The organism is Priestia sp. VA7 (genome assembly GCF_055710015.1).
Genome location: NZ_JBVQPN010000002.1, coordinates 572,158 through 599,135, shown reverse-complemented (window position 1 = coordinate 599,135; position 26,978 = coordinate 572,158). Strand labels below are relative to the sequence as shown.

General features: G+C 38.4%; 30 protein-coding genes, 1 pseudogene and 1 riboswitch. Of the genes and pseudogenes, 15 read left to right on the top strand and 16 right to left on the bottom strand.

The window, feature by feature from the left end; genetic code table 11:
* The first annotated feature begins 4 nt into the window (after positions 1 to 4).
* From AC0C45_RS09555 to AC0C45_RS09545, 3 genes are all read left to right on the top strand, one after another.
* Complete coding sequence (locus tag AC0C45_RS09555) at positions 5 to 703, top strand: LytR/AlgR family response regulator transcription factor (protein WP_047931183.1); 699 nt, start codon at positions 5 to 7, stop codon at positions 701 to 703.
* A 17-nt stretch (positions 704 to 720) separates the two neighbouring features.
* Positions 721 to 1,671 (top strand): sensor histidine kinase, encoded by a 951-nt coding sequence (locus AC0C45_RS09550; protein WP_047931184.1) that lies wholly within the window; start codon positions 721 to 723, stop codon positions 1,669 to 1,671.
* 218 nt (positions 1,672 to 1,889) lie between these two features.
* Positions 1,890 to 3,191, top strand: a complete 1,302-nt coding sequence (locus tag AC0C45_RS09545) for an NCS2 family permease (protein WP_013055916.1) — start codon at positions 1,890 to 1,892, stop codon at positions 3,189 to 3,191.
* Between the two features lie 61 nt (positions 3,192 to 3,252).
* Here the strand turns inward: AC0C45_RS09545 and AC0C45_RS09540 are convergent, their stop codons facing one another.
* Positions 3,253 to 3,426 (bottom strand): hypothetical protein, encoded by a 174-nt coding sequence (locus AC0C45_RS09540; protein WP_257063076.1) that lies wholly within the window; start codon positions 3,424 to 3,426, stop codon positions 3,253 to 3,255.
* Positions 3,427 to 3,591: 165 nt separating this feature from the next.
* On the opposite strand from AC0C45_RS09540, the gene AC0C45_RS09535 reads away from it, so the two are divergent.
* Positions 3,592 to 4,761: an MFS transporter gene (locus AC0C45_RS09535; RefSeq protein ID WP_013082183.1), complete on the top strand. Its 1,170-nt coding sequence runs from the start codon at positions 3,592 to 3,594 to the stop codon at positions 4,759 to 4,761.
* Positions 4,762 to 5,058: 297 nt separating this feature from the next.
* On the opposite strand, the gene AC0C45_RS09530 is transcribed toward AC0C45_RS09535, so the two are convergent.
* Entirely contained in the window at positions 5,059 to 5,505 is a 447-nt protein-coding gene (locus tag AC0C45_RS09530) for a GNAT family N-acetyltransferase (protein WP_047931185.1), read from the bottom strand.
* A gap of 120 nt (positions 5,506 to 5,625) precedes the next feature.
* Here AC0C45_RS09530 and AC0C45_RS09525 point away from each other — a divergent pair, with 120 nt between their 5' ends.
* Together AC0C45_RS09525 and AC0C45_RS09520 are read left to right on the top strand one after the other, a co-directional pair.
* Complete coding sequence (locus AC0C45_RS09525; protein WP_257063075.1) at positions 5,626 to 6,000, top strand: CotG/ExsB N-terminal domain-containing protein; 375 nt, start codon at positions 5,626 to 5,628, stop codon at positions 5,998 to 6,000.
* Positions 6,001 to 6,153: 153 nt separating this feature from the next.
* Positions 6,154 to 6,951, top strand: a complete 798-nt coding sequence (locus AC0C45_RS09520) for a VOC family protein (RefSeq protein WP_047931187.1) — start codon at positions 6,154 to 6,156, stop codon at positions 6,949 to 6,951.
* Between the two features lie 18 nt (positions 6,952 to 6,969).
* Here AC0C45_RS09520 and AC0C45_RS09515 read toward each other — a convergent pair whose 3' ends face one another.
* The 5 genes and pseudogenes from AC0C45_RS09515 to AC0C45_RS09495 all read right to left on the bottom strand — a co-directional run bounded on the left by AC0C45_RS09515 (position 6,970) and on the right by AC0C45_RS09495 (position 11,634).
* The gene (locus tag AC0C45_RS09515) at positions 6,970 to 8,583 is read right to left on the bottom strand and encodes a M20/M25/M40 family metallo-hydrolase (RefSeq protein ID WP_472928108.1); all 1,614 of its coding nucleotides are present in this window, start codon (positions 8,581 to 8,583) and stop codon (positions 6,970 to 6,972) included.
* 469 nt (positions 8,584 to 9,052) lie between these two features.
* Positions 9,053 to 9,295 (bottom strand): hypothetical protein, encoded by a 243-nt coding sequence (locus AC0C45_RS09510; RefSeq protein ID WP_013082177.1) that lies wholly within the window; start codon positions 9,293 to 9,295, stop codon positions 9,053 to 9,055.
* A 68-nt stretch (positions 9,296 to 9,363) separates the two neighbouring features.
* A riboswitch (SAM riboswitch) is annotated at positions 9,364 to 9,465 on the bottom strand.
* A gap of 62 nt (positions 9,466 to 9,527) precedes the next feature.
* Positions 9,528 to 10,682, bottom strand: a complete 1,155-nt coding sequence (locus tag AC0C45_RS09505; RefSeq protein ID WP_237893674.1) for an amidohydrolase — start codon at positions 10,680 to 10,682, stop codon at positions 9,528 to 9,530.
* A gap of 47 nt (positions 10,683 to 10,729) precedes the next feature.
* Positions 10,730 to 11,241 (bottom strand): annotated as a pseudogene (locus tag AC0C45_RS09500) (GNAT family N-acetyltransferase).
* A 198-nt stretch (positions 11,242 to 11,439) separates the two neighbouring features.
* Positions 11,440 to 11,634: a hypothetical protein gene (locus AC0C45_RS09495; protein WP_228459472.1), complete on the bottom strand. Its 195-nt coding sequence runs from the start codon at positions 11,632 to 11,634 to the stop codon at positions 11,440 to 11,442.
* Between the two features lie 301 nt (positions 11,635 to 11,935).
* On the opposite strand from AC0C45_RS09495, the gene AC0C45_RS09490 reads away from it, so the two are divergent.
* Complete coding sequence (locus AC0C45_RS09490) at positions 11,936 to 12,688, top strand: M48 family metallopeptidase (RefSeq protein ID WP_257063073.1); 753 nt, start codon at positions 11,936 to 11,938, stop codon at positions 12,686 to 12,688.
* A 212-nt stretch (positions 12,689 to 12,900) separates the two neighbouring features.
* Here AC0C45_RS09490 and AC0C45_RS09485 read toward each other — a convergent pair whose 3' ends face one another.
* The gene (locus tag AC0C45_RS09485; RefSeq protein WP_016763340.1) at positions 12,901 to 13,308 is read right to left on the bottom strand and encodes a DUF1259 domain-containing protein; all 408 of its coding nucleotides are present in this window, start codon (positions 13,306 to 13,308) and stop codon (positions 12,901 to 12,903) included.
* Between the two features lie 252 nt (positions 13,309 to 13,560).
* On the opposite strand from AC0C45_RS09485, the gene AC0C45_RS09480 reads away from it, so the two are divergent.
* The 3 genes from AC0C45_RS09480 to lepB all read left to right on the top strand — a co-directional run bounded on the left by AC0C45_RS09480 (position 13,561) and on the right by lepB (position 15,649).
* The gene (locus AC0C45_RS09480) at positions 13,561 to 13,899 is read left to right on the top strand and encodes a YmaF family protein (RefSeq protein ID WP_016763339.1); all 339 of its coding nucleotides are present in this window, start codon (positions 13,561 to 13,563) and stop codon (positions 13,897 to 13,899) included.
* A 658-nt stretch (positions 13,900 to 14,557) separates the two neighbouring features.
* Positions 14,558 to 14,893 (top strand): LapA family protein, encoded by a 336-nt coding sequence (locus AC0C45_RS09475; protein ID WP_016763338.1) that lies wholly within the window; start codon positions 14,558 to 14,560, stop codon positions 14,891 to 14,893.
* A 204-nt stretch (positions 14,894 to 15,097) separates the two neighbouring features.
* Positions 15,098 to 15,649, top strand: a complete 552-nt coding sequence (gene lepB / locus AC0C45_RS09470) for a signal peptidase I (RefSeq protein ID WP_257063072.1) — start codon at positions 15,098 to 15,100, stop codon at positions 15,647 to 15,649.
* Between the two features lie 36 nt (positions 15,650 to 15,685).
* Here the strand turns inward: lepB and AC0C45_RS09465 are convergent, their stop codons facing one another.
* The gene (locus tag AC0C45_RS09465) at positions 15,686 to 16,132 is read right to left on the bottom strand and encodes a YndM family protein (protein ID WP_016763336.1); all 447 of its coding nucleotides are present in this window, start codon (positions 16,130 to 16,132) and stop codon (positions 15,686 to 15,688) included.
* A gap of 141 nt (positions 16,133 to 16,273) precedes the next feature.
* On the opposite strand from AC0C45_RS09465, the gene AC0C45_RS09460 reads away from it, so the two are divergent.
* Positions 16,274 to 17,149 (top strand): aldose 1-epimerase family protein, encoded by an 876-nt coding sequence (locus tag AC0C45_RS09460; protein WP_257063071.1) that lies wholly within the window; start codon positions 16,274 to 16,276, stop codon positions 17,147 to 17,149.
* A 149-nt stretch (positions 17,150 to 17,298) separates the two neighbouring features.
* Here the strand turns inward: AC0C45_RS09460 and AC0C45_RS09455 are convergent, their stop codons facing one another.
* Together AC0C45_RS09455 and gloA2 are read right to left on the bottom strand one after the other, a co-directional pair.
* Positions 17,299 to 18,165: a gamma-glutamylcyclotransferase family protein gene (locus AC0C45_RS09455; RefSeq protein ID WP_047931193.1), complete on the bottom strand. Its 867-nt coding sequence runs from the start codon at positions 18,163 to 18,165 to the stop codon at positions 17,299 to 17,301.
* Positions 18,166 to 18,170: 5 nt separating this feature from the next.
* Positions 18,171 to 18,569, bottom strand: coding sequence for an SMU1112c/YaeR family gloxylase I-like metalloprotein (gene gloA2, locus AC0C45_RS09450; RefSeq protein WP_016763335.1), 399 nt, complete (start codon positions 18,567 to 18,569; stop codon positions 18,171 to 18,173).
* Positions 18,570 to 18,716: 147 nt separating this feature from the next.
* Between gloA2 and AC0C45_RS09445 the strand changes: the two genes are divergently transcribed.
* From AC0C45_RS09445 to AC0C45_RS09435, 3 genes are all read left to right on the top strand, one after another.
* Positions 18,717 to 18,917 (top strand): hypothetical protein, encoded by a 201-nt coding sequence (locus tag AC0C45_RS09445; protein WP_171777557.1) that lies wholly within the window; start codon positions 18,717 to 18,719, stop codon positions 18,915 to 18,917.
* Between the two features lie 227 nt (positions 18,918 to 19,144).
* Positions 19,145 to 19,510, top strand: coding sequence for a MerR family transcriptional regulator (locus AC0C45_RS09440; RefSeq protein WP_013055894.1), 366 nt, complete (start codon positions 19,145 to 19,147; stop codon positions 19,508 to 19,510).
* A gap of 59 nt (positions 19,511 to 19,569) precedes the next feature.
* Positions 19,570 to 20,925, top strand: a complete 1,356-nt coding sequence (locus AC0C45_RS09435; protein WP_013082163.1) for a hemolysin family protein — start codon at positions 19,570 to 19,572, stop codon at positions 20,923 to 20,925.
* A 51-nt stretch (positions 20,926 to 20,976) separates the two neighbouring features.
* Here the strand turns inward: AC0C45_RS09435 and AC0C45_RS09430 are convergent, their stop codons facing one another.
* From AC0C45_RS09430 to AC0C45_RS09415, 4 genes are read right to left on the bottom strand one after another with little or no spacing between them, the layout of a single operon-like run.
* A complete protein-coding gene (locus tag AC0C45_RS09430; protein ID WP_237893669.1) occupies positions 20,977 to 21,687 on the bottom strand; it encodes an ABC transporter ATP-binding protein in 711 nt (236 codons plus the stop codon).
* Positions 21,684 to 22,826 (bottom strand): ABC transporter permease, encoded by a 1,143-nt coding sequence (locus AC0C45_RS09425; protein ID WP_047931195.1) that lies wholly within the window; start codon positions 22,824 to 22,826, stop codon positions 21,684 to 21,686. Before AC0C45_RS09425 ends, AC0C45_RS09430 begins: the two co-directional genes overlap by 4 nt.
* Positions 22,823 to 24,046 carry an ABC transporter permease gene (locus tag AC0C45_RS09420; RefSeq protein WP_257063070.1) on the bottom strand — a complete coding sequence of 408 codons (1,224 nt, stop codon included), beginning with the start codon at positions 24,044 to 24,046 and terminating at the stop codon, positions 22,823 to 22,825. Before AC0C45_RS09420 ends, AC0C45_RS09425 begins: the two co-directional genes overlap by 4 nt.
* Before the next feature lie 14 nt (positions 24,047 to 24,060).
* Entirely contained in the window at positions 24,061 to 25,755 is a 1,695-nt protein-coding gene (locus tag AC0C45_RS09415; RefSeq protein ID WP_257063069.1) for a DUF6583 family protein, read from the bottom strand.
* A 512-nt stretch (positions 25,756 to 26,267) separates the two neighbouring features.
* Between AC0C45_RS09415 and AC0C45_RS09410 the strand changes: the two genes are divergently transcribed.
* Positions 26,268 to 26,585: an iron-sulfur cluster biosynthesis family protein gene (locus AC0C45_RS09410; protein ID WP_013082158.1), complete on the top strand. Its 318-nt coding sequence runs from the start codon at positions 26,268 to 26,270 to the stop codon at positions 26,583 to 26,585.
* 58 nt (positions 26,586 to 26,643) lie between these two features.
* On the opposite strand, the gene AC0C45_RS09405 is transcribed toward AC0C45_RS09410, so the two are convergent.
* The gene (locus tag AC0C45_RS09405; protein WP_257063068.1) at positions 26,644 to 26,961 is read right to left on the bottom strand and encodes a hypothetical protein; all 318 of its coding nucleotides are present in this window, start codon (positions 26,959 to 26,961) and stop codon (positions 26,644 to 26,646) included.
* Positions 26,962 to 26,978: the final 17 nt, after the last annotated feature.

Sequence of the window (26,978 nt, the reverse complement as noted above, 5' to 3'; positions counted from 1 at the left end):
ATTTATGAAAGTAGGATTAGTGGATGATCATTCATATGATTTAGAAAAATTGAGGATTTCTTTAGAAAGAGAAGATGATATAGACATACTTTTTTCGACTAGCAGCGCGGAGGAAGCTTATAACGAAATTAAAAAAAATGAAATTGATTTATTAATTACAGATATTGAAATGCCAAAGCTATCAGGTTATGAGCTTGCAGACTCTATCAATGCTTACGCACTTGATATTCAAGTCATCTTTGTCACTGGGCACAGCGGCTTTGCCGTTCATGCATTTGAACTCAACGTTTTAGACTACATTATGAAGCCTTATTCTAAAGAGCGTCTGTTAAAAGGTATTCAGCGTTTTCATCAAAAAAAACAATCAACTGACACAAGAGATAAGCTTATTTTAAAACAAAAAACCGAAATGCAAGTGCTGAACAAACAAGATATTATATTTGCAGAACGAACAGGTCGCTCTACCACAATCATAACGATAAATGGAGAATTTAGTACTTATCAATCATTAAACGAAATTGAAAAAGAATTAACAGCGAGTCATTTTCTAAGGTCTCATCGAGCTTTTATTATCAACATTTCCTATATTCAAAATTTCTCCCTGTATACTAAGCACTCCTACTCAGTGATGTTTCAAAGCACCGAAAAAACAGCTTTAATCACGAAAACAAATTTAGACATCTTGCAAAAAGAATACTTTTAAAGGAGGGACTATCTAAAATGAAACTATTTTACACACTAGTTTTACTAACGGTTTTCGTGCTCCTCTTTTTTAAAGACCTGCCTGTTAGTTTACATCTCCTACTTTGTTCTTTTATAATTGGTTCATTTTTTATATGGAGAAAGAAATATCAAACGGCTCCTCCACTAACGATAAAAAAAGCAATCGTACTGACGTCTTTTTTCCTGCTTTTATTTAGCCTATCTTCACCTTTTAGCATTGCCCTAACCGTTATCGCAATGATTGGTTACATGACCGACATGTTTTCCTCTTATCAACAATACATATTCGTAACCAACCGGGAAAACAGTACTTCACGTGAAATTCAAAAAAACAATGAGCTTTTTCAAGCGTTAAGGGCTGAAAGACATGATTTTATTAAACATGTCAGCGCCGTATCCTATCTTCTAGAAACAAATCAAAGACAGCAGGCACAAGAGTACATTCAAGATTACGTTGAAGCTTTGAATGATACCCGTTCATATATTCAAGGTGAACATTCGCACGTTGCTTCTGTTGTACATCAAAGCAAGAATCAAGCACATACGTGGGGAATACATATGAATGTTCAATTAGATTCACCGTTATCACAGCTGCCTTTAAAGCACCTTGACCAAATGAATCTCATTATGAATTTACTGCATAATGCTTTAGAAGCCGCTCATTCTTCTGAGAAAAAAGAGATAACCGTTTCGAGTATGATCCGAAGTGGCATTTACATTTTAGAAGTCAGCAATTCTACTGCTCCTTTATCACGAGAGCGTCAAGATCACTTGTTTACTTCTTTTCATGTTACAGAAAAGAAAGAACGCCACGAAGGCCTTGGCACGTGGATCATTTCTGAACTTGTTTCCAACTACCACGGACGCTTGGAATATACGTATAACGATTTAACTCTTTCCATTAAAATAAAATTTCCAATAGTCGTTTCCTCAAAACAAGCAACATAGCCGCCGCAGCCCAAGCGGCTTTTTTCGTATGAGCCTCTTCTATACGCACACACTATAAAAAGCACCGAAAAAAAGAAATATTTCACACTTGTTTTAGCTCTTTTATCGTCACTTTTTTAGTTTTTGATTTTTTATATGCAAATCTATTGCATTTCAAGTAAAAAACGAATATTATATATCATGTTGCTTTTAATGTTCGTTATTTTTGGAGGTTACTTATGTTTAAGTTAAAAGAATATAACACGGATGCTAAAACGGAGATTTTAGCTGGTATTACAACGTTTTTAACCATGATTTATATCGTCATTGTGAACCCAGTTATTTTGTCCAGCGCCGGCGTTCCTTTTGATCAAGTATTTACAGCTACTATTATTTCAGCAGTCGTAGCTACGCTATGGATGGCTCTTGCAGCTAACTATCCAATCGCTATTGCTCCCGGTATGGGAATGAATGCATACTTTGCTGCTTTAGTTGTTGGTTCAAATGGAAGTATCGACTATGCTACTGCTTTTTCAGCTGTATTCGTAGCGGGCATTATCTTTATCATCCTATCGTTAACATCGTTTCGTGAAAAATTAATTGAAGCTATTCCAAACAATTTAAAGCACGCGATTAGTGCTGGTATCGGTTTATTTATTGCTTTTATCGGGCTTCGTTCAGCCGGTATTATTGTTGCAAATAAGTCAAATTTAATTGGACTTGGTGATTTGCAGTCTGAAAAAGTAGTTTTAACACTGATTGGACTTGCGATTACAATCATTTTATATACGCTAAATGTAAATGGCGCTTTATTCTTCGGTATGATTATTACGGGGTTAATTGCTTTCTTTAGAGGACAGCTTTCATTTGATAAAGGTTTGTTTGCTTCTCCTCACCTTCCAGACGGCTTAATGATTTCAAATCCTTTTGCTGCTTTTGGAGATGTTATTCATCATGATCTGTACACAGTTGTTTTTTCTTTCTTACTTGTTACAATTTTTGATACAACAGGTACAATGGTAGGAGTAGCTCAACAGGCCGGTCTTATGAAAGGTAATAAGATGCCTCGCGTACGTCAAGCATTGCTCGCTGACTCATTTGGTACAACGATTGGAGCTTTATTTGGTACAAGCCCAACAACGGCTTACGTTGAATCTTCATCTGGTGTAGCAGCAGGCGGACGTACAGGTCTAACGGGTGTGACGGTAGCCATTTTATTTATTGTGGCAGCGTTCTTTAGTCCAGTTGTAAGCTCGGTTTCTGGCGTAGCAGCTATTACTTCACCTGCATTAATTATTGTCGGAAGCTTGATGATGGGCGCTGTAGCTAAAATTAATTGGAATGACTTTGATGAAGCGTTCCCTGCCTTTTTAGTTGTTCTAGCGATGCCCCTTACATCAAGTATTGCAACAGGAATTGCGCTTGGCTTCATTTCTTATCCGTTAATGAAGCTGGTAAAAGGAAAAGGCAAACAAGTCCATCCGCTTGTGTATGTCTTTGCTGTTTTATTTCTCTATCAGCTCATCTTTTTACCGCATTAAAAAAGCTTGGAGATTCGTCTCCAAGCTTTTTTAATTGAAAGTGATTGTTATTTTCTTTGGTTTAATAAAGATAATTTTCCACATAGATTTGTTCTGCATCAGAAGCATTCTTTATTCCTTCTTCTGGATCTAATTCGATACATCTCTTCTTAGCTATATAATCCACTAGCGCCCCAAACCCTAAAAGACCGCCTATGATCCCAGCAAATACAATCCATATTGGCAATCGCTTCACGTCCCTTTCCTTTTAATTGTATCATCCTCAGCACAACAGGTAAGTATTAACATAGTTATCCATTTGTAAATAAAACGCTTTTTACCAAATATACGTAAAAAACTTCTTTGTATTTGGTATACTAAACTCACGGCATGTTCTACAGAGAAAGGGGCTTAATTGCATATGAACAAACAGCTTGGAACGTTAATGTTTGTTATTTTTATGGTATTTGTCGGCTTTGGAGTGATCATCCCCATCGTACCTGAAGTTATTCGTGCCACGGGTGCAAGCACGGTCAATTTAGGAATACTAATGGCTAGCTATTCGATCGCATCTTTTATTACCGCACCTTTTTGGGGAAAGCTTTCCGATATAAAAGGCCGGCGTCCCATCTTACTTTGGGGCTTACTCGGCTTTAGCGCAAGCTTTTTTCTTTTTTCGGTGGCAGAAAACTCTCTGACTTTAATGTATACGTCGCGCATCATCGGAGGTTTGTTTGCAGGAGCTGTTATTCCTTGTGCTTTTGCATATGCTTCTGATAGTACAGATGAAGAAAACCGAACGAAAGCAATGGGACTGTTAGGAATGTCGATTGGCTTAGGCTTTATTTTTGGACCGGCATTAGGCGGCGTCCTTTCATCTTTCGGCTTGTTTGTTCCCTTCGTTATCTCTGGTATCTTGTCACTGATTATGACAGCGTTCTCATTCTTTACGTTAAAAGAATCTTTACGAAAAGAATCTGCTGATAAAGTACAGACATCGAGATGGCATGACTTCACGTCAGATTTTCAAGGAGCTATGAAGTATTTATATGTTCTTTCATTTTTAGCGACTTTTACGCTCGCTGGTTTAGAAGCTACTTTTCAATTTTTTCAAATAGCGAAAATTAATGCTACTCCTACGACAATCGGATGGATGTTTATGGCGAGCGGTTTAACTCAAGCGCTGATTCAAGGCGGTGTGCTGCAGCGATTTAAAAAAGGAAATGAAAAAAAGCTGATGGCCATTGGCTTATTAGTTTCAGCAATAGGATTTACGTCTATTTTGTTATCTTCTAGTGCCGTTAATGCTACCTTATTTTTGTGCATATTTACAGCAGGAAATGCCCTTATTCGTCCTTGTGTCCTCTCACTAATTACGATGAGAACCAAAGTAGGATATGGCTCTGCTTCGGGGCTAACCGCCTCAATGGATAGCTTAGGGCGTATTTTTGGCCCTCTGCTTGGTGCATTTGCCTTTAAACTCAATATGACGCTGCCTTTTATTATCGGAGCTGTTGTCACTTTAGCTGCTTTACTGCTGATTCAGCGTCATACAGCTCTAGATTATTCTGAGCAAACACTCTCATCGTAGAGGCCGGGACAACATTATTTTAGTCGAAAGAAGATCCGAACGGTGAATCGAGATTCTTGATGGAGAATCAACGCGTTCGGATTTTTTTATTGTTATGAGTATTCTAGCTGTGTTGATTGGAGAGCAAGACGGAGACTACTGAGGAATGGCGGAAGAGATGAGACCCCGCAGGAGCGCAAGCGACGAGAAGGCTCAGCGGCCGCCCGCGGAAAGCGAAGTCTTGCACCGAAATCAACAGTCGATTCCTACTAGCTCATGTAGCTCATTTGTTGGCCTTTAGATTAATTTAGCGATGTCTTAATCTCTTTTCATCGTTACTAACACAAGGTTATCAGCAGCTACAGTGTGTTTTATAATTGAAAACTGATGCGCTTTGTACAGCTTAATCGCAGGTGTATTTTTTTCGGCTGTAGACACTATACATTCACATTCAGAATATCTTTGAAGTACATGTGTTAAAAGACAGCTTCCGATTCCTTTTCGAAAGTAACGAGGACGCACAACGAGGCGGCAAATCGTTAATCGCTCATTTTCTTTTTCAAACGACAGCACTCCTGCTAGCTTACCTTCAATCATTTCTCCGATAAACACTTCCTTGCTTTTCATAATATCTTCTTTGCTTTCTGTAAGCTGAGGAATATCTGAAAAACCAATGAGCCTTGCTTCTTCTTGATAAGCTTCTCCTTGCACAGCTACTATTTGAAGAGCGATATCCACTCTTTGATGTTCGAGGATTTGAAGCATGAAAACCACTCCATTTCTTTCACAAATTTAGACAAATTCCATGTTTTCACTATATCCAAAAGCTTTCTTGGTACGTATTCTATTATGTACTACTTAATTAGACCCTAAGGAGGTGTTTGTATGCATATCCCTGCTCAAAAAATTAGAGAAGCAGCAGAATCTCTCTCTTGTACGGAGCTCGAAACATTTATGTATCAAGAGCCAAATTCTCGACGTAAAAGCTCTAGAAGACGCTCTACTCGTCGTTCTAGCCGCCGTTCTACTTATTGCTCTACTCGTCGTTCTAGCCGCCGTTCTACTTATCGCTCTACTCGTCGTTCTAGCCGCCGTTCTACTTATCGCTCTACTCGTCGTTCTAGCCGCCGTTCTACTTATCGCTCTACTCGTCGTTCTAGCCGTCATCACCACTGTCAATGCGGTTCACCTTGCTGCTCATATCCATGGTTTAATAAATCATTGGGCTGCTGCTTTAAAGGACATGGCTGTCGTCGCTAAATAACTCAAAAGCAAGTCGAGTCTCAAACGTACACGGCTTGCTTTTTTAAACTCTCTATTTTACACCTTACATAATCATTCGTTTTACTCTTCTTGGAAAGGAAAATAACGTATAATAATGGGAAAGAATCTCTTTTAAAAGGAGGCCTATCCATGCACTTATCTTTTGATCATCTTGTTCATTTTTCACCTGATCCTATTAAAGCTCAGAAAGAACTAAATGAATACGGAATAAATGCCATTAAAGGCGGCATCCATGAAAAATGGGGCACTTTTAACACGTTGGCTTATTTTAACCTCAGCTATATTGAATGGCTTGGGCTTAGAGATATCGCGTTAGCTCAAAACGTTACAGATAATGACCTTATTCAGCAGCTTGTTAACGAACATACACCGCTTGGTCATTTTGGCCGATTTGCACTTCGTACAGATGATATGGATTTGCTGATAAAAGAGCTGGAAAGCAAGAACGTCACTGTGAAAGGTCCTGTAGCGGGTTCTCGCCAAACCAATGATGGAGAAAGACTTCAATGGAAAATGTGTTTTATTGAAGCTGACCACGATTCCCTGCCTCTTCCTTTTTTTATTGAATGGGGTGAACCAGAAGAAAAACGCAAGCCAAAGCTAGCGGATCTTTCTTCCCACCAAGCTGGTCAGCTGCAGCTAAAAAATATTTACTGTGCTGTACATAACCTCGAAGAATCCATCAGCAAGTGGACGAAACTGCTGGACGTTCAGTCTGGCGAAAGCTACAAAGACTCTTTACTTGATGCACGTTGTCAAAAACTATATGTCAATGGAGGAAACCTTATTTTTTGCAGCGGAACACAAGGTGTTGTCCATGATACATTAAAAAAAGTTGGAGAACGTCCATTTTTGGTTGAATTGGATCACGCTCTAACACCGCAACAAATTACCGTACAAGGAGCTTCTTTTAAATTCAACAAATAAATATCCGCGGACGGATGTTTATTTGTGTGCTTCTTTTATAGCTTGATAAATGAAATGAGGCAAAATTTCAAAGGAATACTGAACGTCTAATCTTTCGGTCCATTGATGCGCATCTCTTCCTAGCGGTCCAATGTTCAGCACCGGCATCTTCAGCTCCTCTAGCTCTTCTAGCGGGATATGATACCCTTTATTCCATAGGGGCATATTGGCTACTAACGTGTTAAATGTATGAAGCGGATGCTGCAGGCTGGCATAGCTTAAATCCGAAATTCCGCCAAAATAACTTTGTTCAACTAGCTCCAATTGGAATTGCTCTTTGGCAGTTGCCTGTACGTTTGACAAAATCTCTTGTACAAATGGATCATCATGTGAACAAACGGCCGGATAAAAAGGCGGCGTAAAAAATAAGACCATCATCGGAGCTGCTTCTTTACATAAACTAGCTAAAGAGTTTACTAATTTAATGGTTTTATTTCTGTCATCCTCCTCTTGTGCCAAAAGTGCTGCTTCCATTTCGTGCACATATTTTTCGCCGTGCTGTTTGACTGCATGAGTATAAAGTTCTTCATACGTCCATACGTTCACGTCACGAGATGAACCCTCCATTCCCTCAGCGTACTGCCTAGCGGCTTTATTATAATGTTTTTTTACATTCAAAGCCGCTTTGTCAGCCGATTTCAACAGCAGATCTGTTACTTCTTTAAGAGAGCGATTTAACATAAATAAATTAAATAATACAACGGCAGAGTGCGGAACTTGAACTGAATACTCTTCTTTTAAATCTTTTTGTATCAGCACCGTAGGAGGTGGACTCGTTTCATCTCTTACTTTTTCGCAAAAATCAACGTTTAATTCTATTTCTTTTGTTAAATAAGAAGCTAGTAAATTAGCATTTAAACCAGCTAGCGGTTCCCCTACATGAGTTTCTTTTCCATAACACAAAAAGCTTGGCATGATTTTTCCAATCGATCCTGAGTACACATAGTTCGTTTGATCTCCAGGATAGCGGCTGAACACCGGTTCTGCATTTAGCATGAGAGAAAAATCCAGCTGATGTTTGCGGGCAAGTTCTAAAAGAACAGGCACTGCTTTTCTCATCCCAAGCGAATTTACTTCTTCATCCGGCACTGACAGCAGCAGGATGTTTCCGTCAAACTCTCCGTTGCATGCTCGTTCAACCATACTGATATGCAAGGCAATGCCTGCTTTCATGTCCATCGTTCCTCGGCCAAAAAGCCAGTCTCCTTTTATCATATCTTTTTGTACGTGCGCCGGAACTTGTTCCATATGGTTATAAAAAGTACTCGTTAATGTATCAGCGTGAAAAGCATCCTTTTTCCACTGTCCATAATCTTGTACATCCACTACATCGTAATGACTTACTAGTACAACTGTTTTATTCGTAATTTCCCCTTGAACAAAAGCTGTGACAATCGATCGCCCGTCTCCTGTTGAATGAAGCTCGACTTGCTCGTTTTTTTGAAAGTAAGGCAGCTTCAATAAATACGACGCTATCGATTCAGCCATTTCCACTTCTGCCATCGTTCCTGTCACGCTAGGTATAGAAACCAATTCGCTTACAAGTTTTTTTAACTGTGCTTTTGTTTGATACAAAGATGTTTTGTTCGACATACCCTTCATCTCTTTCCTTTTTCTAAATTTTCTATCAAACAAAACCATTCGTCAATCCCTTTGACAGAGACCCTTTCATTCTATCCCTATGTATCATAGTATGGCGCTGCCTTTACGCACATGATAAAAAAAGAGTGCGCGGCTAGGGATAGCACCGCACACTCTTTTTTTACTTTTGGTCATCTTCTAAAAAGTCTAGGATACGATCAATAAGCTGTTCGCTTCCTGCATCGTTTCCGTGTTCAAGAGACATTTCCATTTCAATGCTCCTTTCATAAAATATTCTTGTTTTATAACATACCACAATTCATTTCGAATGTAACCTTTAATTTGTGTAAAAATTTCGACAATTTATGATTAATTTTAAAACCTATTGAGTATTGATTATACCCACCAGATTCTTTGCTTGTCAAAAACCATGCTTTCTATTTAAAAACACTTAAAAAATAGAGGCGCGAGCAGACTTCTTCTATAAAAGACAGCCTACTCGCTCAAGCTTGGAACAGCATGATGAATAAATTTCTAGTTCATTTGCTTTTTGTATATCTTTAATATCTATGCCTACAGCATATGTACGAACATGGTTTTCGACCACAATTTCATAAAATGTTTCTAACTCACGATAAGCTACTTGATAATGCTTTCCTAATAATTTCACTGCTTCCTTTAATGCTTTCTCTCCTGTATGTGCTGCAACTGCTGTATGACTCATAAAACCCTCTCCTTTTAGAAAAATAAAAAAAACTCATTTTGCTTTGATGCAAAATGAGTTTTTCACCCGTTTTATCACCCAAAGCACATGCTTTGCTGGTAGGAGCACCTTACATTCGTAGGTTGCTGTGGAGTCAAAGAGCCAGATCTCTCGTCCACTCGTGATAACTTTTTAATTTAAAATTTATTTTATCAAACAATTCCATCCCCGTAAATAGAAAAATAAAAATATTTTAATTTTTTCGGTAATGGAATGAATTCAAAAAATGAAAGCTTAGATTAGCAAAATAAGAAGCTGCTACAAGCAATGCCTCTTCATTTAATGAAAAAGAAGGATGGTGCCATTCATATTCTCCAGCTGTACCCATCCATACAAAAAATCCTGGTACATGCTGCTGATATACGGCAAAGTCTTCTCCTCCAGGCGATTGTTCAGCTTCTACGACTTGATAACTAAGATTCTCTGCAGCGTTAATAGCCAGTTTTTCCAGCGTATCATCATTGTTTACTACAGGAAGATATGGATACCATTTAACGTCTACTGAAGCCCCGAAAGCTGCTCCAATCCCTTCAGCAGTTCGTTTCATAAGACCCGGTATTTTTTCTCTAGCTTCTTCTTGAAAGGTACGCACCGTTCCTTCAAGCGTTACTTTGTCAGGAATGACGTTCCACGAGCTCCCTCCATGGATTTGAGTTATGCTGACAACAACATTTTGAAAGGGGCTGAGATTACGGCTGACAATGGTTTGTAAACTAGTAACAATTTGACCAGCAGCAGCAATCGGATCTACTGTTTTTTCAGGGATGCCCGCGTGACCTCCTACTCCTTTGATGTCAATTTCAAAACGATCAACGCTTGCCATTAAAGGTCCCGATTTGATACCAATGGTTCCTACAGGAAGATCCGGTTTGTTATGCATCCCAAATATCGCTTCTACTCCTTCGAGCACACCTTTTTCAACTAGCATTTTTGCCCCTGAAGCCGTTTCTTCACCCGGTTGAAAGATAAACCGTACCGTACCGCAAAGCTCCTGCTGACGCTCTTTAAGAAGAGTGGCTGCTCCGATTATAGAAGCTGTATGAAAATCATGACCGCATGCGTGCATAACTCCGTTTACTTCAGATGCAAATGGCAGATTGGTTTTTTCTTCAATTGGCAGCGCATCAATATCAGCTCGAATTGCGATAGTAGGTCCCGGCTTTCCTCCCACAATTTCCGCTACTGCTCCTACGTCTAATTGGAATGCATCAGCTATAGAAATATCATAGTGCTTTAACCACTTTTTAATACGTTTAGTTGTTTCATATTCTTTCATTGAAAGCTCTGGAAACCGGTGCAGCTCACGGCGTATGTCTATTAGCGTATTTAGTAGTAATTGATCTGTCACATTTATCACTCTTTCACATTTCTTAATTTGGAGAACTTCTCTATCTTTTACGACAAAGAGTGTACCTTATTAAATTTTTTATAAAGAAATACAGTCGTATAACCTTCTGCAAGGTGCTTTTCTTTAGCTTGAACATATCCTTTTCGTTCATACATCTCAACTAACCAAGGATGTTCTTTTGCTGTTCCTAAAGACATACCTGGTGATTTAAACATATTTTTTATTATCTCTTCCTCTACTAGATGCAGCAGCTTAGATCCAATGCCTTTCCTGGCAAACGACGGGTCTACTGCAAACCACCAAAGATGCGGAACAGCAAACGGACCTGGATGTTCTCCCCAAGGCATTCGTATAGACACAGTTGCAGCGATTCTTTTCTCTTCTTCATATACATAGCATAGCAAAGGTTTTGAGAAATATTTTTCTTAACGAGGGCAAGATCAGCAGTAGCTGCTAAGAAAGGAATGCCTATCTCTTGAATAGGCTTATATGCTTGTAGAGTTAAGTTCAATAAGTTATCTGCGTCGTCATTTGTTGCCAAACGGAATTCATTTTTCATCCCTTCGTCTCCTTATGTATAAATATTTTATTTAACTTATAAGTTTACTAAGAATTAAAAAAGACAGACTGCCGCCTTGCGTACTCACTATACAACTGCTTTTATAACGTGTCAATTTTCATTATCTCTTTCTATGAAAGCTATCATAAAAACCAATACTTACAGTTTATTATACTGAACAAATATCAATAAATCCCCTTACGAAACCCCTTTCATTACTTTCGTTAAATTTTCAACCGCCATTATAGAGCGACGTATGATAAAATAGAACACGGTAGTTGTAAGAAAAGCAAACAGAAATGTAATCACTAGCATAATCGAGGCTGCTTGCTCTTGTTTCATAATAAGATAATAATTTGTCACTTCAATTACAGTAAGTGTTATGACCATCATATATAGCATTTCACATGTAAACTTTGAAACGCTTTTTTTATTTTTCATTCCCTATACCATCTAAAGACATAGAATGTCTAATCTATATTAGTAGTATCGGCATATTTTTATATGTTTTTGTAAAAACTAAAGAAGAATTGAAGCAATTATTATTGGCGCTTTCCCACTAAATATTGGAATACATATCATTCTGAAAGGCGCTGCAACAGCAGTTGATAACTGTCTGATTATTCTTTCATTTGACCAAACTCTACCTTTGCTTATAAAATGAAGATTTGTAGAAAGGAGTACGAAAAATTTTATGTATACGTATCAAACAGGCAATCAAACAATTGACTACAAAATTGAAGTCGTTCCAAATAGAACCGATATCACGGTGCAAATTTGTGACAAAGAAGGGGTAAAAGTTATTATCCCAAGAGGTCTTAATGAAAACAATGTGCGTTCAATCATCGCACGCAAAGCAACATGGATTTTAAAACAACTAAACGGTTCACAGCCAGCTGAGGAAAAGCCAGCTGCTCCAAAGAAAGAAGCAGTAAAAAAAGAAACAGCTAAAAAAGAGGCTTCTAAAGCAGCAGCTTCTGCAGCTAAAACTGGTTCTTTTGAAGAGGGAGACAAATTCCCTTACCTAGGACGTCAATATCGATTAAACATCGTTCGTGGAGATGTAGTAAAGGCTGAAATGACATTCCGTGCAAAATTCATTGCTACAGTACCTGAAAGCTGGAACGAGCAGCAAACAAATGAAGGTATTGGACAACTATTAACAGAATGGTACCAAAGCCGCGCAGGTGAAAAATTCCAAGAAGCTTTGAAATCTGTTAAAAAAGCAGCAGACAATGCTCCTGAATCTGTTAAGTGGGACGAGTTAGGTGAAGAATACGCTACGACTCAAGATAATACAATCGTATTAAACTGGCGTTTGCTAACAGCTCCTCTTGCAACAATTGAATATGTCATTGCTTCTCAATTTACAAATGCAGATGAGTTATTCGAAGATGCAGCTGAACGCAAACAGTGGTTAAGCGATAACACCCTAAACGCATTTTAAGTTTATACATAAAAAAAGCACGCGGCGAACGCGTGCTTTTTTTATTTGGATAGAAGTACTCGAATAATCTCACTGCTCAAAAATTAGTTAACCTGATAGGTTCATTCAAGCGCAGTTTATAAACCAATATATAATATACATGTTTAAAGTTTTATTAATCTAATTTTAAAAGCAGTAAGTAAGAATAAACTGATTCTATAAAAAACTGATTCTTATCCTTTTAATACTCTAAACGCTTCTCTTACTTTTCGTGCAAAATCTAACGGTGGTTCTACGGATTCAAAATGCATATACATTGCTCTCGGCTCTTCAAATAGCCAATGGTTGTGAACGGCCGTAACCTTAATATCTCTTTTTCTAAGCTCCGTTAATAATGGATTTACCTCTTCTTGCAAAAGCACGGTTTCACCTAGATTTAGCGCTCTTCCCTTGCTATCTAAATCTTCAAAAGTGAAAAATTGAGGAGTAACTAACGGAGAGCGTGTTGGACGCCCTAAAATTTTAAAACGAATCGTCCGAAACTTTTGTACCAAACAAACGCCATTTTCATCTAAACTGCCTTGTCCACCTAGAATTCTCGCAAACTCCTGACACAGACTCTTTTTATTTTCCCAACTCATTATGCTGACTTCCTTTCGTATCATAACTTGTCCTTTCTTAATAAATATATGTGAAAGTTATCAAGTAGAAACGGTAAACACACAGGAAGACTACCTATTTTATAAATCCAGATTATCAAAAGTCATATTTATTTTTCTTTGTTCATATCAATAGCATGTATTTTTGAATTTAACTAAAAAGAGAAATTCAAATGCCAATTTAAAGAATTTACTTAAACAGTTTTTAAAATTGAATTTGTAGGGGGAAGTAAAATGAAAAAAATAGGCAAGGACGATTTTGTTTCAGGATTTGTTCCTCATCATAATCATGGCTCAGTAGACTACACTTCTGTTGCGTCAGGACATGTCCATCAATGCCTCGATGTAACGTCTCCTCCAATTCAAAGCGAGGATGGAAGCCACATTCACTATACAGAAGGCTATGTTGTTTTTGAAGACGGACATACACATCATTACAAAGCCTACTCTGGTCCCGCTATTCCCATTGGCAACGGTATGCATGTTCACTATTATGACTTTTATACCAGTGAAGACAACCAGCATCGGCATCATGTCAAAGGTGTAGATCATCCTGCTCCGGGCGATAGATAATGAAATAGTTTAATGCAATTAAGCCAAGGTCTCAGCTTGAGTTCATATAACCGCTTTAATAAAAGTGAGGCTGGGACAAAAGTATCTTAGCCCAAGTGAAAAACGAACCATTGATCAACATGTTTGATGAGTGGTTCGTTTTTTTGTTACTTGAATACTGCTTCATCTGTTTCGTTCCTTCTAGCAGTTGATTGAAGGGTAAGACGAAGACTCCTGCGGGAAAAGCGTGACAGAGGAGGCTCAGCGGCCGCCCGCGGAAAGCGAAGTCTTGCATGGAAATCAACTGCGGTGTCATAAGCGGTTCAGCTCATGTATCTCATTTGTTCGTCTTTAGGTTGGATTCATTTGGTTATGTCACAGCCTCTTTGTACATATATGATTTAAATGAAAGTCTCTCACCCCCGCTTAATCTGCTTAATCAAAAAGGATACGCGAGCTCTTCATTCCAAAAATTCGACATACCAGGTCTTTGGACATGTCAAAGTTGCTACACCAATCGATATATTGTGTTTTAAAAGAAAGATACATATAATCAAGAAAATGTTTGATTTTGTTTAAATGTGGATACGTATACCTATAAGCAAGATAGCAAACACTTAAGATGAGTGGTTACGCTATAAAAGTTGTAATGACCATGTAAAGAAAGGAAGTGCAGCTTATGAAAGGACAGAGCTTTTTTATTTTAGGACTTATATTTGCTCTTATCATTGCTGTTTTAGCTGTAATTAACAACGATCCTGTACAATTTAACTATGTATTTGGTTCACAAAAATGGCCTCTTATTTTAATTATCTTAACAACGGCCGTGTTTGGAGGAGTTGTTGCTGCTTCATTGAGCTTTGTAAAAATTGTTCAACTAAGAGGACAAGTGAAGCAGAAAAACAAGCGAATTGCTGAGCTGGAAGAAGAAATCAAGCAGCATAAGCCTGTTGAGCCTGTTGTGGAAGAAGAACCAAATCAACCAGCTACTCGAACTGAGCGCGCTCACTTATAATAAAAAAGAGCCGTTATTCCCTAGAATAACGGCTCTTTTCATTTTTTGTTCCCTCATGCATATTTTTATATTTTTGGCATACACGCATAAACAGATAGATATAGATATGGAAAACTTTAGTTCTGAATGGTACAATCAACACTGTTATATCTCTATGAAAAACTTAAATTGACAGTCTTACCGTTAAGAAGGTGTTCATCCATTATGGTCAATAAAAAACTAAAGCGTGAAATTCTTACATACACAAGCGTCATCCTCGGCACTGTTTTGCTTTCTGTTGTCGTTCAGCACTATTGGTTTCAGCCCTACACTGTAAAAGGCGATTCTATGAGGCCTATTTTGCACGAAGGCAATCGAATTATTATTAACAAACACAGCAAGCTGGAGCGCTTTGACATTGTCGTTTTGCAAGCTCCCTATAGCAGTGATTTTCTAGTAAAGCGCATCGTCGGCTTACCAGGAGAAACGGTCGAATACAAAGATGATGTTCTGTATATAAATAACAAAGTCAAAAAAGAACCGCATCTTCATAAATATTTATCCAAAGTACCCGCTTACGAGCGATTTACTGAAAATTTTTCCACGTACGAACTGTCTCAAGACGGCACGATACCCGATGGATACGTATTAGTGCTAGGTGACAACAGACGCATTAGCCGAGATGGCAGACATTTTGGCCTCACTCCGATTTCTTCGATCATAGGAGAAGTCAATATGAAATACTGGCCTTTAAAGGAAATGACTCTTATGCATTAACACATAAAAAAGAAAGCTCAAAAGTGAGCTTTCTTTTTATTTTGGATTTTCCTTGTTTTCTACATGCTGTTCTTCTGCAAATTCTGTGTCATACGCTAGTTTTCGCTTAAAAGCGGGACGCGTTCTCGCTGTATGTTTCGTTTCAATATGGTTGAATAAGTAGCGGTGAACAAAAACCTCGGCAAATGTAATAATAGCTGCAGAAATAATACTTCCCCAAGCAATTTGAACGTAGCTGTCTAATAACAATGTTCCAAAAATCCATACGCTCATATAGGTTAGAACAAATTCAACAATAATGGCATCACGGTTGCCCACTCGAGGCAGTACAATTCGATCCACTACTAAATATGTCACAACTGTCGTTAGCAAGCTAAAGGAAATAATGTCTCCGATGGTTGCATCAAAAAACAAATCAAGGCCTATACCAAACGCAATAAGTGCCGCTGCAAATTTAATGAGCAATAATGTTGCATGATTCATATTTGAACCCTCCTTTTTCTATATTAATTTGAACAAAAATAGGGAAATTAATACCTTTTTTGCCAAGAAGGGTATAATATAGGCAAAGCCAGTACGTTTGAGACAGCTCTAGCGTACAACAATGATTTGGGAGATGTTGTAATGATTGTACTAGAAAATAGCGAACTGAAAGTCACCATTGAAGAAAAAGGAGCGGAAGTTGTAGAAGTATTTCATAAAGAAAAAGACCTGCAGTTTATGTGGAGCGGAGACCCCGCTTATTGGGGACGAGTATCCCCCGTATTGTTTCCAATCGTAGGCCGATTAAAAAATGATCAGTATACCGTTGATCAGCGCGAATACTCTTTGCCACAGCACGGTTTTTTACGTGATTCTGCTTTCAGCGTGATCGAACAAACAAACGAAACGGCACGGCTGCAATTTGCTACAAACGGCCGCTTTAAAGACGTATATCCGTTTGAGTGTTCAGTTGAAATCAGCTACCGTCTGGAAAATAACCGATTAACTTTTCAGTGGAAAGTAGTGAATGAAGATAAAGACGATATGTATTTTTCAATTGGAGCCCACCCTGCTTTTCGTATTCCGTTACGTGAAAACGAGCAGATTTCTGATTACTTTTTAGAAATAGAGCCTTCTAAAACTACGCCGAAGGAATTTATATTAAAAGACGCTCTTATTCATGAAAAAGGAGCTGCAGAAAATTTGCATCAGCTGCCGCTAAGCGCAGATTTATTTGCAAATGATGCGCTAATTTTTAGTCATATTGACGGAATTACGATTAAATCGCCGGTTAATGAAAATCAAATTAACGTTCAGTTTAATGATTTCCCGTATGTCGGTATTTGGTCAAAGTATGATGCAGAAAATCATACAATCGCTCCTTTTCTTTGCATCGAACCTTGGTTTGGAATTGCAGATACGCATGATCACAACGGAAATTTCAAAGAAAAATTAGGCATCAACCGTTTATCAAAAGACGGTGTATTTCAAACAGAATTCTCTGTTTCCTTTAGCTAATTCAACACATAACAAAATCAATCCAATCAACAGCTAGAAGCAGCTAAATAGATTAACTCTACGTTCACCATAACAATAAAAAGCTCCGAACGATTACTCGTTCGGAGCTTTCTTCAGCTAAACTACTTTTGTCCCTGCTTCTTTTTGTATTAGTTATTTACAACATCGCTATTTTTTAGCGCATGGACTTGTTCTATTAGCTTCTGAACATATTCTTCGCTGAGTACACCTGTTGCCCCTCGAATAATTTCAGTCGAATAATGATCCGGAGGTGCGACTTCTTTTTCTTTATTTAACACAAAAAAAGTAAGAACATGATCCACCATCTTACCTTCATGCTCGACAGAAATAATAGCAGGACGATAGCCGTTATTATCTACGCCTTCTCTGCCATACAGGTACGTAATTGCTTCAGGCGGCACGCGGTACAGTTTGCCTTCAACGACTCCGCCTTCTTCAACCATGTCTGCACGTCCTCCGTCATGAATAACGTGGTTATATCGAAGCGTATAGCCTTTGAAAACAGCTCTGCCGAGACAGTCTTGGAAATGCTGATCTACCCCGTGCTTAATAAAACGATCGTTATCCATACATGAACCGTAAGCAAAATACAGCATACCTTCTAATAAATCTTCTTTCCACACGCGCCAGTTTCCGCTCGGGATAAATTCGTGCAGCAGCGAACGATCGCTTGCCACATACACAACGGCTTCAAATTCACCTTGGTCCGTTTCAACCGTTTGCACAACTTTATCATATTCATTGTCTTTATGACCTTCATGAATGTACCCTTCTAATTCATCAAGAGCCTTCCACATAAGCTGATCGGTCACTTCATATACTTCTCCGTACACAGTATGTTCACTGTCGATATCAAGCATAGGATAGCCTTGCTTTGTGTCATATAATTTCCCTTTCGTTTTTGCCTGCTTGGCAATAGGGCGCGCATGATGCAGCAATCCGTGATTACCTTCTCCTTCAAGAAGCGTTCCGTATACAAATAAATAATTGCACATACTCCTTATTCCCCCTCTTTCTCTTCATAAAGCTCTAGCGGTAACCCATCCGGATCAGCAAAAAATGTGAATTTTTTTCCCGTTAGTTCATCTACCCTAATAGATTCCACATCAATCCCTTGCTGCTCTAGTTCACGCTTGGAATCCTCTACGCTTTCAACCGCAAAAGCTAAATGGCGTAAGCCGCACGCTTCAGGCCTTGAAGGACGCCGTGGCGGATTTGGAAACGAGAACAACTCAATTTGATAGCCAGGAGCTACTTCTAAATCTAGCTTATATGAATCTCTTTCTTTTCTATATGTTTCTTCTATAATCTTGCATCCTAACACATTTACATAAAAAGCTTTTGAACGTTCATAATTACTTCCTATAATGGCTACGTGGTGCATTCGTTTTAAATTCATTTCATTCTCCCATAAAAACCCTTTTCTAATCATCCTACACAAAATGCCGGCAAACATCAAATAATTACGTTATCACCTTTGACGAGAGTGATAAAAGTCACGGACATAGCTCCTCATAACAAGTAACATAACAACGAGGTGAATAACATGATTTCGTTAACATTTAAAGCAAGAATTGACCGAACTCAAAATTTAGATTCGTTAAAAGAAGAAGCTGCTATTATGCACCGTATTGCTGATCAGCTATCTCCAATGAGCCCTGAGTTCATAGAATATACCGAACGTATTCAATATGTGTATGAACGCATGCACACTATCGTACGTCATCCTACTAAAAAACTCGCTTAATACAAGCGAGTTTTTTTATAAAATCTTTGTCAAACTACCTTATTTTGAGATATACTGAATGCTAATAAAAAAATGAAACTTTTTGATCTTACGCGCGTATACTTAATTACGATAGGATAAAAGATAAATAGTTGCGTAGATAAAAACCATCACGTGATGGTTGACATAGTTAAAGGAGGTGGTATTCTGATGGGGTTGCGACATACAAAATTGGAGAACTTGCAGAGATGGCACATGTAACGAAACGCACGGTTGACTATTATACTAACATTGGGTTGTTAAAAGCAGAACGCTCTGCTTCTAACTATCGCTTTTATAACGAAGAAGCGCTGAAACGTCTTTACTTAATTGAAAAATTAAAAAGCGAAGGCCGTTCTCTTGAAGAGATTTCTTCTCTATTTTCTATAGAGCAATCCGAGAATAGCCACTCCAAAGACGAATTAGCATCCAAATTTTACGTACTAAACGACAGTTTAAAAGAAGTTGCACCGCTTATGGAAAAGCTTAATGAAGAAGATCGAAAAGTAATGATGAATCGGCTTTCACCAGAAAGCGTCACTCTTTTGCACTCTTTACTGCTGCTGCTGTCGTAAATTTATTATTTACAGGAGGTGTTTACTTACTTTATAGCATTATAAAGTAAGTATATTCATTGATAACCATTAACTTAATTATTTTTGCGATTTTAATTGTACTCACTGCTTTTTTCGTTGCTTCAGAGTTTGCAATTGTGAAGCTTCGTAGTTCACGGGTAGATCAACTTGTTGCTGAAGGAAAAAAAGGAGCGAATGCGGTTAAAACCGTGACGACACACTTAGATGAATATTTATCTGCGTGTCAGCTTGGTATTACGATTACTGCTTTAGGACTCGGTTGGTTAGGAGAACCGACTGTTGCGAAGATTGTAGAACCCCTGTTTGAAAAAATGGGTGTTGCTGCATCTTTAACACATATTCTTTCATTCATTATCGCATTTGCGCTTGTAACGTTTGTTCACGTAGTCGTTGGTGAATTAGCGCCAAAAACATTTGCGATTCAAAAAGCTGAAACCGTTACGTTATTGTTTGCTCGTCCGTTAATTTTATTCTATAAAATTATGTTCCCCTTCATTTGGTTACTAAATGGTTCTGCCCGTTTATTAACTGGAATGTTTGGATTAAAGCCCGCTTCAGAGCATGAACTTGCGCACAGTGAAGAAGAGCTGCGCATTATTTTATCAGAAAGTTTTAAAGGCGGGGAAATTAACCAGTCTGAATATAAGTACGTGAACAACATTTTCGAATTCGATAACCGTGTTGCTCGCGAAATCATGGTACCAAGAACAGAAATTTCAGCTGTTTCTGAAGACGACAGCATTGAAGATTTCTTAAAGCTTGCTGTAGAAGATCGCTACACTCGTTACCCTGTTACCGTTGACGGAGACAAAGATAACATTATCGGCTTAGTCAACGTCAAAGAGATTCTAAACGATGTCGTAATTAACGATGCGTTAAAAAAGCAAAGCGTGAAGCTTTATATGAATCCTATTATTCAAGTAATTGAAACCGTAGCGATTCAAGACCTATTGCGCTCGATGCAAAAGAAACGTACGCATATGGCTGTGTTGATTGATGAGTACGGCGGTACGGCTGGTATCGTTACCGTTGAAGATATTTTAGAAGAAATCGTTGGAGAAATTCGAGATGAGTTTGATACAGATGAAAAGCCGCTTGTTCAAAAAATCAGCGATCAGCACTTTGTCTTTAACTCAAAAGTACTGCTTGAAGAAGTTAACGAAGTCCTTCATATCGAAATTGAAAACGACGATATCGATACAATTGGCGGCTGGATGTTAATGCAAAATATCGATATCCAGGAAAGCGAATCGTTCAAACTTTTCGGATACGAGTTTATTGCAAAAGAAATGGACGGTCACCAAATGAAAGAAGTAGAAGTACGTGCCCTTCCTGAAGAAGAACGCGTGCAGCCTGAAAGTCATTCACCAGAACAAGAAGTTACACAAGCATAATAGAAAGAGCCGCTTCTTCATGAAGCGGCTCTTTTTTATCATTACTTTATCTTAATCATGCAGCAGCTTATACACAACGTTCTCTTCTGCCTCTTCCCCAGTCTTTTCCTTCGCTTGGTCCATCGTGCCGACAAATTCCAGCTTTCCTTCCTTCAAGACCGCAAACCGATGACACACATCTAATATTTCATTCAAATCATGGGTAATATAGATAATCGTCTTTCCTTTTGCCGCCAGCTGTTTAATATAACGAATGATCTCAAACTTGGACTGCAAATCAATTCCGACCGTCGGCTCGTCCATTAACAAAACGGACGGTTCATGAATAAGTGAAACGGCTATGTTTAGCTTTCGCTTCATGCCTCCTGATAAATTTTTCACTTTTTCCTTCCATCTTCCTTCGAGCTGTACAGCTGAGCAAAGAGACTGAAGCTGTTCATTCGACAGAGAGTGTGAAGTCATTTTGCTCCACATTTTCATGTTTTCTTTTACGCTAAGCTCTTCCCACAGCGCTATGTCCTGTGGAACATAGCCAATGACTTCTCGAATCGCTTTTTGATTTTTCTTAAGCGATAAGCCTCCAATCGTGACATTCCCGCTTGAAGGAGCCGTAATGGTAGACAAAATAGACAGAAGCGTCGACTTACCAGCGCCGTTTGGTCCTAAAAGACCAATGACTTCTCCACTTTCTACAGTCAGCGTAACATTTGCTAACGACCGTTTTTTTCCGTATGTTTTGCTAACATTGTTAATTTCAATCATTTGATGCTCCTCACATTCCACACTATTTTAAACGCGCACAAACATATACATGCAATGGAAACAGCTATCTCTTTCCAAATGAACGTAAGCGGCAGTGCATGCTGATACAGAAGCAGATGCTGCGGAAGCCACTGACTTATTCTTTCAATCGTTGCAGAAAGCTCTCCTACTGGGAAAAAGCTCCCTCCTATTATACTGAGTCCTGTGACCATGACAACGCTGATCATATAATAAGATCCAACTCGCTGACTTTCACTTGCAAGCCACGTGCTAAAAGCAACGCACACAATCACATAGATACACATATACAGCAGCACACTGTAAGACTCTACTCCATACAGCCATTTAAATAGAGCAAAGCTTATGAGAGCTTGAAACACGTATAGCACAGCATAAGCAGCGCTGACGCTTCGAATATAACCATAAAGCCCTTTTTGCATCGTTTTCATTCGTTTGAAAAGATGCTTCCTCTCTTTAATCATCCAATCTGATGTGAGGCAGCAAAGTAAAAGCGTAAAGAATCCCCATAGCGGCACGTATCCGGTCACTTGAGCGCTCCCTTGCTTCGTATGCTTCGTTCCTTGCGCCTCGTAATCAATTGTCATCAGCGGCTTTGGCTTCCACTGGTTATCGGTATAACGATACGCTTCTTTCCATAAATCCGGTCCTGCATGAATGTTATAAACTCTATATAAAAAACGCACTTCATTTGCCGCTTTAACATTTGTCGTTAACCTTGTCACTTCACTCGCCACGACTTCTCGAACCGCTTCTGTGGCAACTGAAGAAGGCAGCGTAAGCAAATCAATGACTCCTTGATAATTCCCCGCTTCTACTTCTTGTTGAAATCCGTTAGGAAACATAAAAATGCTGTCAATTTTATTTTTGGCCAGCTGCTTTCTCGCTTGTTCTTCATTTAGGGAAATAAACTGAATTTCTGTTGTTTTCTGTAGTCGATCCACCACTTGTTTAGACATTTTGCTATGATCTTGATCGACAAGAGCAACAGGTATTTTTGAATCATTTTGTACTTTTGCTAAAAACGAGCTGCTAATAATCGTTCCTATTAAAGGTAAAAAGAAAATCATGATAACAAGCATAGGGCGCTTCAGCAGCTGCTTTATTTTTTCACTCATCATTTTCTCCACCGCCTTTGCAGCGTCATCACGTAGCCAGCAGCAAGAACAAAACTTCCCGCTGCTGTAATGAGAATAGGCTTAAGGTAAAGAAAAGCTTCGTCTGTGTTATATCCATCAAATTCATAAAATAACAGCTCCAAGACGCGGGTGTTGAGTGACCATTTCTGAAAAACACTCGCCCAGTCCGGTAAATAGACGACCGGCACAACATGTCCACTTAACATCGCACTCAGCAAAATAAACAGCAAACCGGTTATTTGATAAGCTTTTTGTGATAAAAAAAGAACCCGAAGCAGTAAAAACAAACATAAAAAAGCAAACAAGCTTCCGCTTACCCCTAAAAAAAGCTCTCCGTACGTACCGGTTACAGGCAGTTTTAGTCCTCTAAGGAGACTTCCAAACAAAACGACAGAGACCGGTAGCAAAAGAACATACAGAGCCGTCAGCTGCGCTAAATAAATGTGGACAAACGATACACCTCTTGTTTTCATTCGAGCCAGCACGGGAGAAGTCTGCGTTTCACTAGCAAGCAGCCATCCGCCGTAGCTCCAAATCATAAGCAGCAAAGCAGCAAAAGACAGGACATAATATTGCTTCATATCCTGCTGAAAGAAACTCGTTTCTATTTGTTCATCAAATAAACTTCCTCTATCTAACACGTGAAGCCCAAACGTCACCAAGCTCTTCTTAAACTCTGCGCGTCTATTTTCATCGGAAACATTTTCTTTTTCTAAAAAGGCATCAACCGTATTAATACCGCTTTGAGCAGCTGACGTGTAGTCGGCTGCACTTTCCATCACATAGCGAAACAGCTGTGACTGAAGCGGCTTATTGCTATTTCCAATGACGTATAAAGGCTGATTTTTTCCATGAGCAATATCGTGACTAAAACCTTTTGGCAGCGTTACAATGGCTGCCACTTTATTTTGCTGCAGCAGCTGTTTAGCTTTCTGTTCATTCGTGTAAAGAGGCTTCATGATCTTGCGAAGCTTACCTTCAGTCAACTGTTCGATGACGTACTTCGTTTGTGCAGTGTCATCTTTATCCACAATTGCCACGGCGAACCGATTTACTCTCTCCTCACCTTGCATGGTCTGACTAATAATGATCCCTGCTCCAAGTAAAAACAGAGCAGGGATCATTATTAGCAGTATGAGAGATTTTATATTTTTCAATAGAGCTTTACATGTAAAAAGAGTCAAAGAGAAATATATCTTCATCTGCTTTGCACCTTTTAGTAACCAGCGGTTCCCATATTCATCATAAGACCTTGAACATTTTTAGCGAAATTTTCTTGAATCGACAGCATATCTTCAGGCGTTACATCTTTTACATTTGTTGCATTAGACGCATCAAGCTCTGGAATAGTGGCTGATTTTTTTAATTGCGAAGCAGAGTCGATTTTTAACGTAACGTTTGCCGGATCTGCTTTTGGTCCTATTTTTGTACGAATATCAAACGAATAATCTGCTTTTCCTTTTGAAGCACTTATTGCTTGATTTTGCTTTACTTCTCCGTTTACTACTAGATCTTCTTGATCACCTAAGTCTAAAGAGAAAGTACGGTCAGCCGTTTGTTTTGCATCGGTTTTACCGTTAATTACTGAATTCATTTTAAACGTCATATTCGTGTCTTCATCTTTTGAATCTTTTGTTAACAAATGAATAGACATGTTTTCTTTTCGTTTTTCACTTTCCGTTGTTACGTTATTTTTCATATCAAACGTAAACGCATCATCGGTAGTGCTATCCGCTAAAACTGCTTTAAACTGCTTAGCCGTTTTGTTATCTTCATACGGAATATTTTTAGTTACTACGTTAAGTTTGCCTTTATCGTTAGAAGCATTTTTTACGCCCATGTTCATATCGCGAGCTACCACAACATCATCTTGAACGTACACAGTTGATTTAACACCGCCAGGGTAAGTCGTATCTTTTGCTTCTTTTTGGAAGTCTTGAAGACTTTCTTTTACTGATTTTTTCAATTCTTTTGGATCCGCCATATCTTTTAATTCTGGATTCGTTGCTGCCGAAGATTTAAACAGCTTAGATACATGATTTGCATAGATGGTATGAAGCTTGTCATCTTTTGCTACCTTCGCAATAAGCTTATCCATAAATTGTTTTGTTTCTTTATCAGACATGTTAAGCGTCACGCTTGTTAACTGAAGCGTTTTGCCATTTGTTTTATAATCCACATTTTTTTCTTTGGTAAAATAATCGCTGTCTAGCTCATCATAAATGAACGTTCCGTACTCTTTTGCAATGTGGGTCTTTTCTTTTTCCGTTAACTTTAAGTCTTCTAAACTCACGTTGCTTGTGTTAATATCAAGCGTTTCAGGACCTGAATAAGAAGGATCGAACTTACGCGCTACCTGTCCATATTCGTCTAAGTTTAAATAGAAATATTCATTTGCAAGAATCGGGGCTTTAAAACCTATTCTTTCTTTCGTTTGAAAGCCTTCTAGGTCAAGCGCTTTTGAACCGCCGATATTAAGAGCCAGTGAACCGTATCCTTCACTTTTTTTCGGATCTTGTTCCGCTTTAATTTTAATTTCCGCTTTACTGATAAGATCTTGAATCATTTTAAAGCTTGGATCATAGGAAAGTGAATCCATGTTAAAGCCGCCTTTGATAGTAGCATTTGTAGTAGAAGGCTGCTTCATCGCTTTTTCCTGATAAGCCATCGTTTCACTGTACTTTGTTTCTAATTCATCAGCTGCTTTTTGATACGTATTTACTTCAGAAATTAAGTATAATTGCTTAGGAGATTTTTTAAATACCGTAGCAAATGTAATTGCTCCTCCAATAATCACAATTAAAGCTGCTAAAATGATAATCCATTTAGCCGGTGCTTTTTTGGGAGCGGGCGCTGTTTCTAGCGAAGCCGCTGTTTCGTTTGTTGTTCTGTTTTGATCTTTCTCACTCATCTACACCAGAACCTCCTATGTATTTTGTTAGTCACTTTGTACATGATAAGGAATGGTTTCCATAAATTCTACTACTTCGACAAAATAAGACAATAATTAGTCCGATAAACCGATGTCTTTCGGTGCAATACCGTGTGCAAAGTACTCTACTTAAGTACCCAATATATTGAAAATAAAACCAATTATTCAAAACTATCTCAATAACTATTAAAATAGGTAAATGACTTAACTTCTTATTTTATTACAATATATTCCTATTTTTAAGCATTTACACCTAAGAATTACGAATCGGCACTTTTTCTATAGTCGATTCTTTTTCCTTTCATCATATACAGGTGATATCTATGTACGCCTTTATGAAAAGATGATAAAAAAGCACCGTTTTGTTCTGGTTCGAAAGGGAAATAATATAAGAAAGCTTTTTTCTTGCCGGTGATATAAAAATCGAGTAAAGTATTGCTAAATACATTTTACACAATTTAATTTGAGGATAGAAAAAGGAGGATATCATTATGAATATACGCGTCACTCCTTCTGCAAAAGAAGCGTTGCGGAACGTAGAACAAAATCAAATGATTCAGCTTTCTTTTGATCGAGGAAGCTGCGATATTGTTAATACAATTTATGAAATGAAGATCATCTCAAAGCGCAGCCTTCAATCCTATGAAAAAGTTGTAACGGTTGAAGACTTAGAATTTATTGTTGATGATGACATGGAAGAAGTGTACGACAACGAGCTGGTGATTGATCACGCAGCAGGTGCTTTTATCTTCAAAAATCACAACCAAATTTTTAATAACCGCGTAGGATTGCGCTATATCAATTCATAGAAAAAAAGCAGGGAACTAACTCCCTGCTTTTTTCTTGCATATGTTAGGAAACTCGCTTCTATCGATTGACCTTTAAGCGCTCTTGGATAAATAACAACACGTTCACAAGGCTGTTTTCTTCATATACATTCACTTGCTGACGCTTAAATTCTCCTTGTTCATGGTAGTAAATAATATCTCCCGTCCCTTTGTCTTCATTCATATGTAAATGAAAACTAAGCGGCGTTGCCAAAATAGATCCGTCTTCATCTCGCTGAAGAATTTGACAAAGCGTTTGATTCCCTTGTTTTTCAGATAAAAAGTCATAGCCAAATTGACGTGCTAACTTTTCCACTTGTGCAACAATAAGAGCTGTAATCTGTTGATTGTCTTTCATAAGCAGTATTTCTCCTT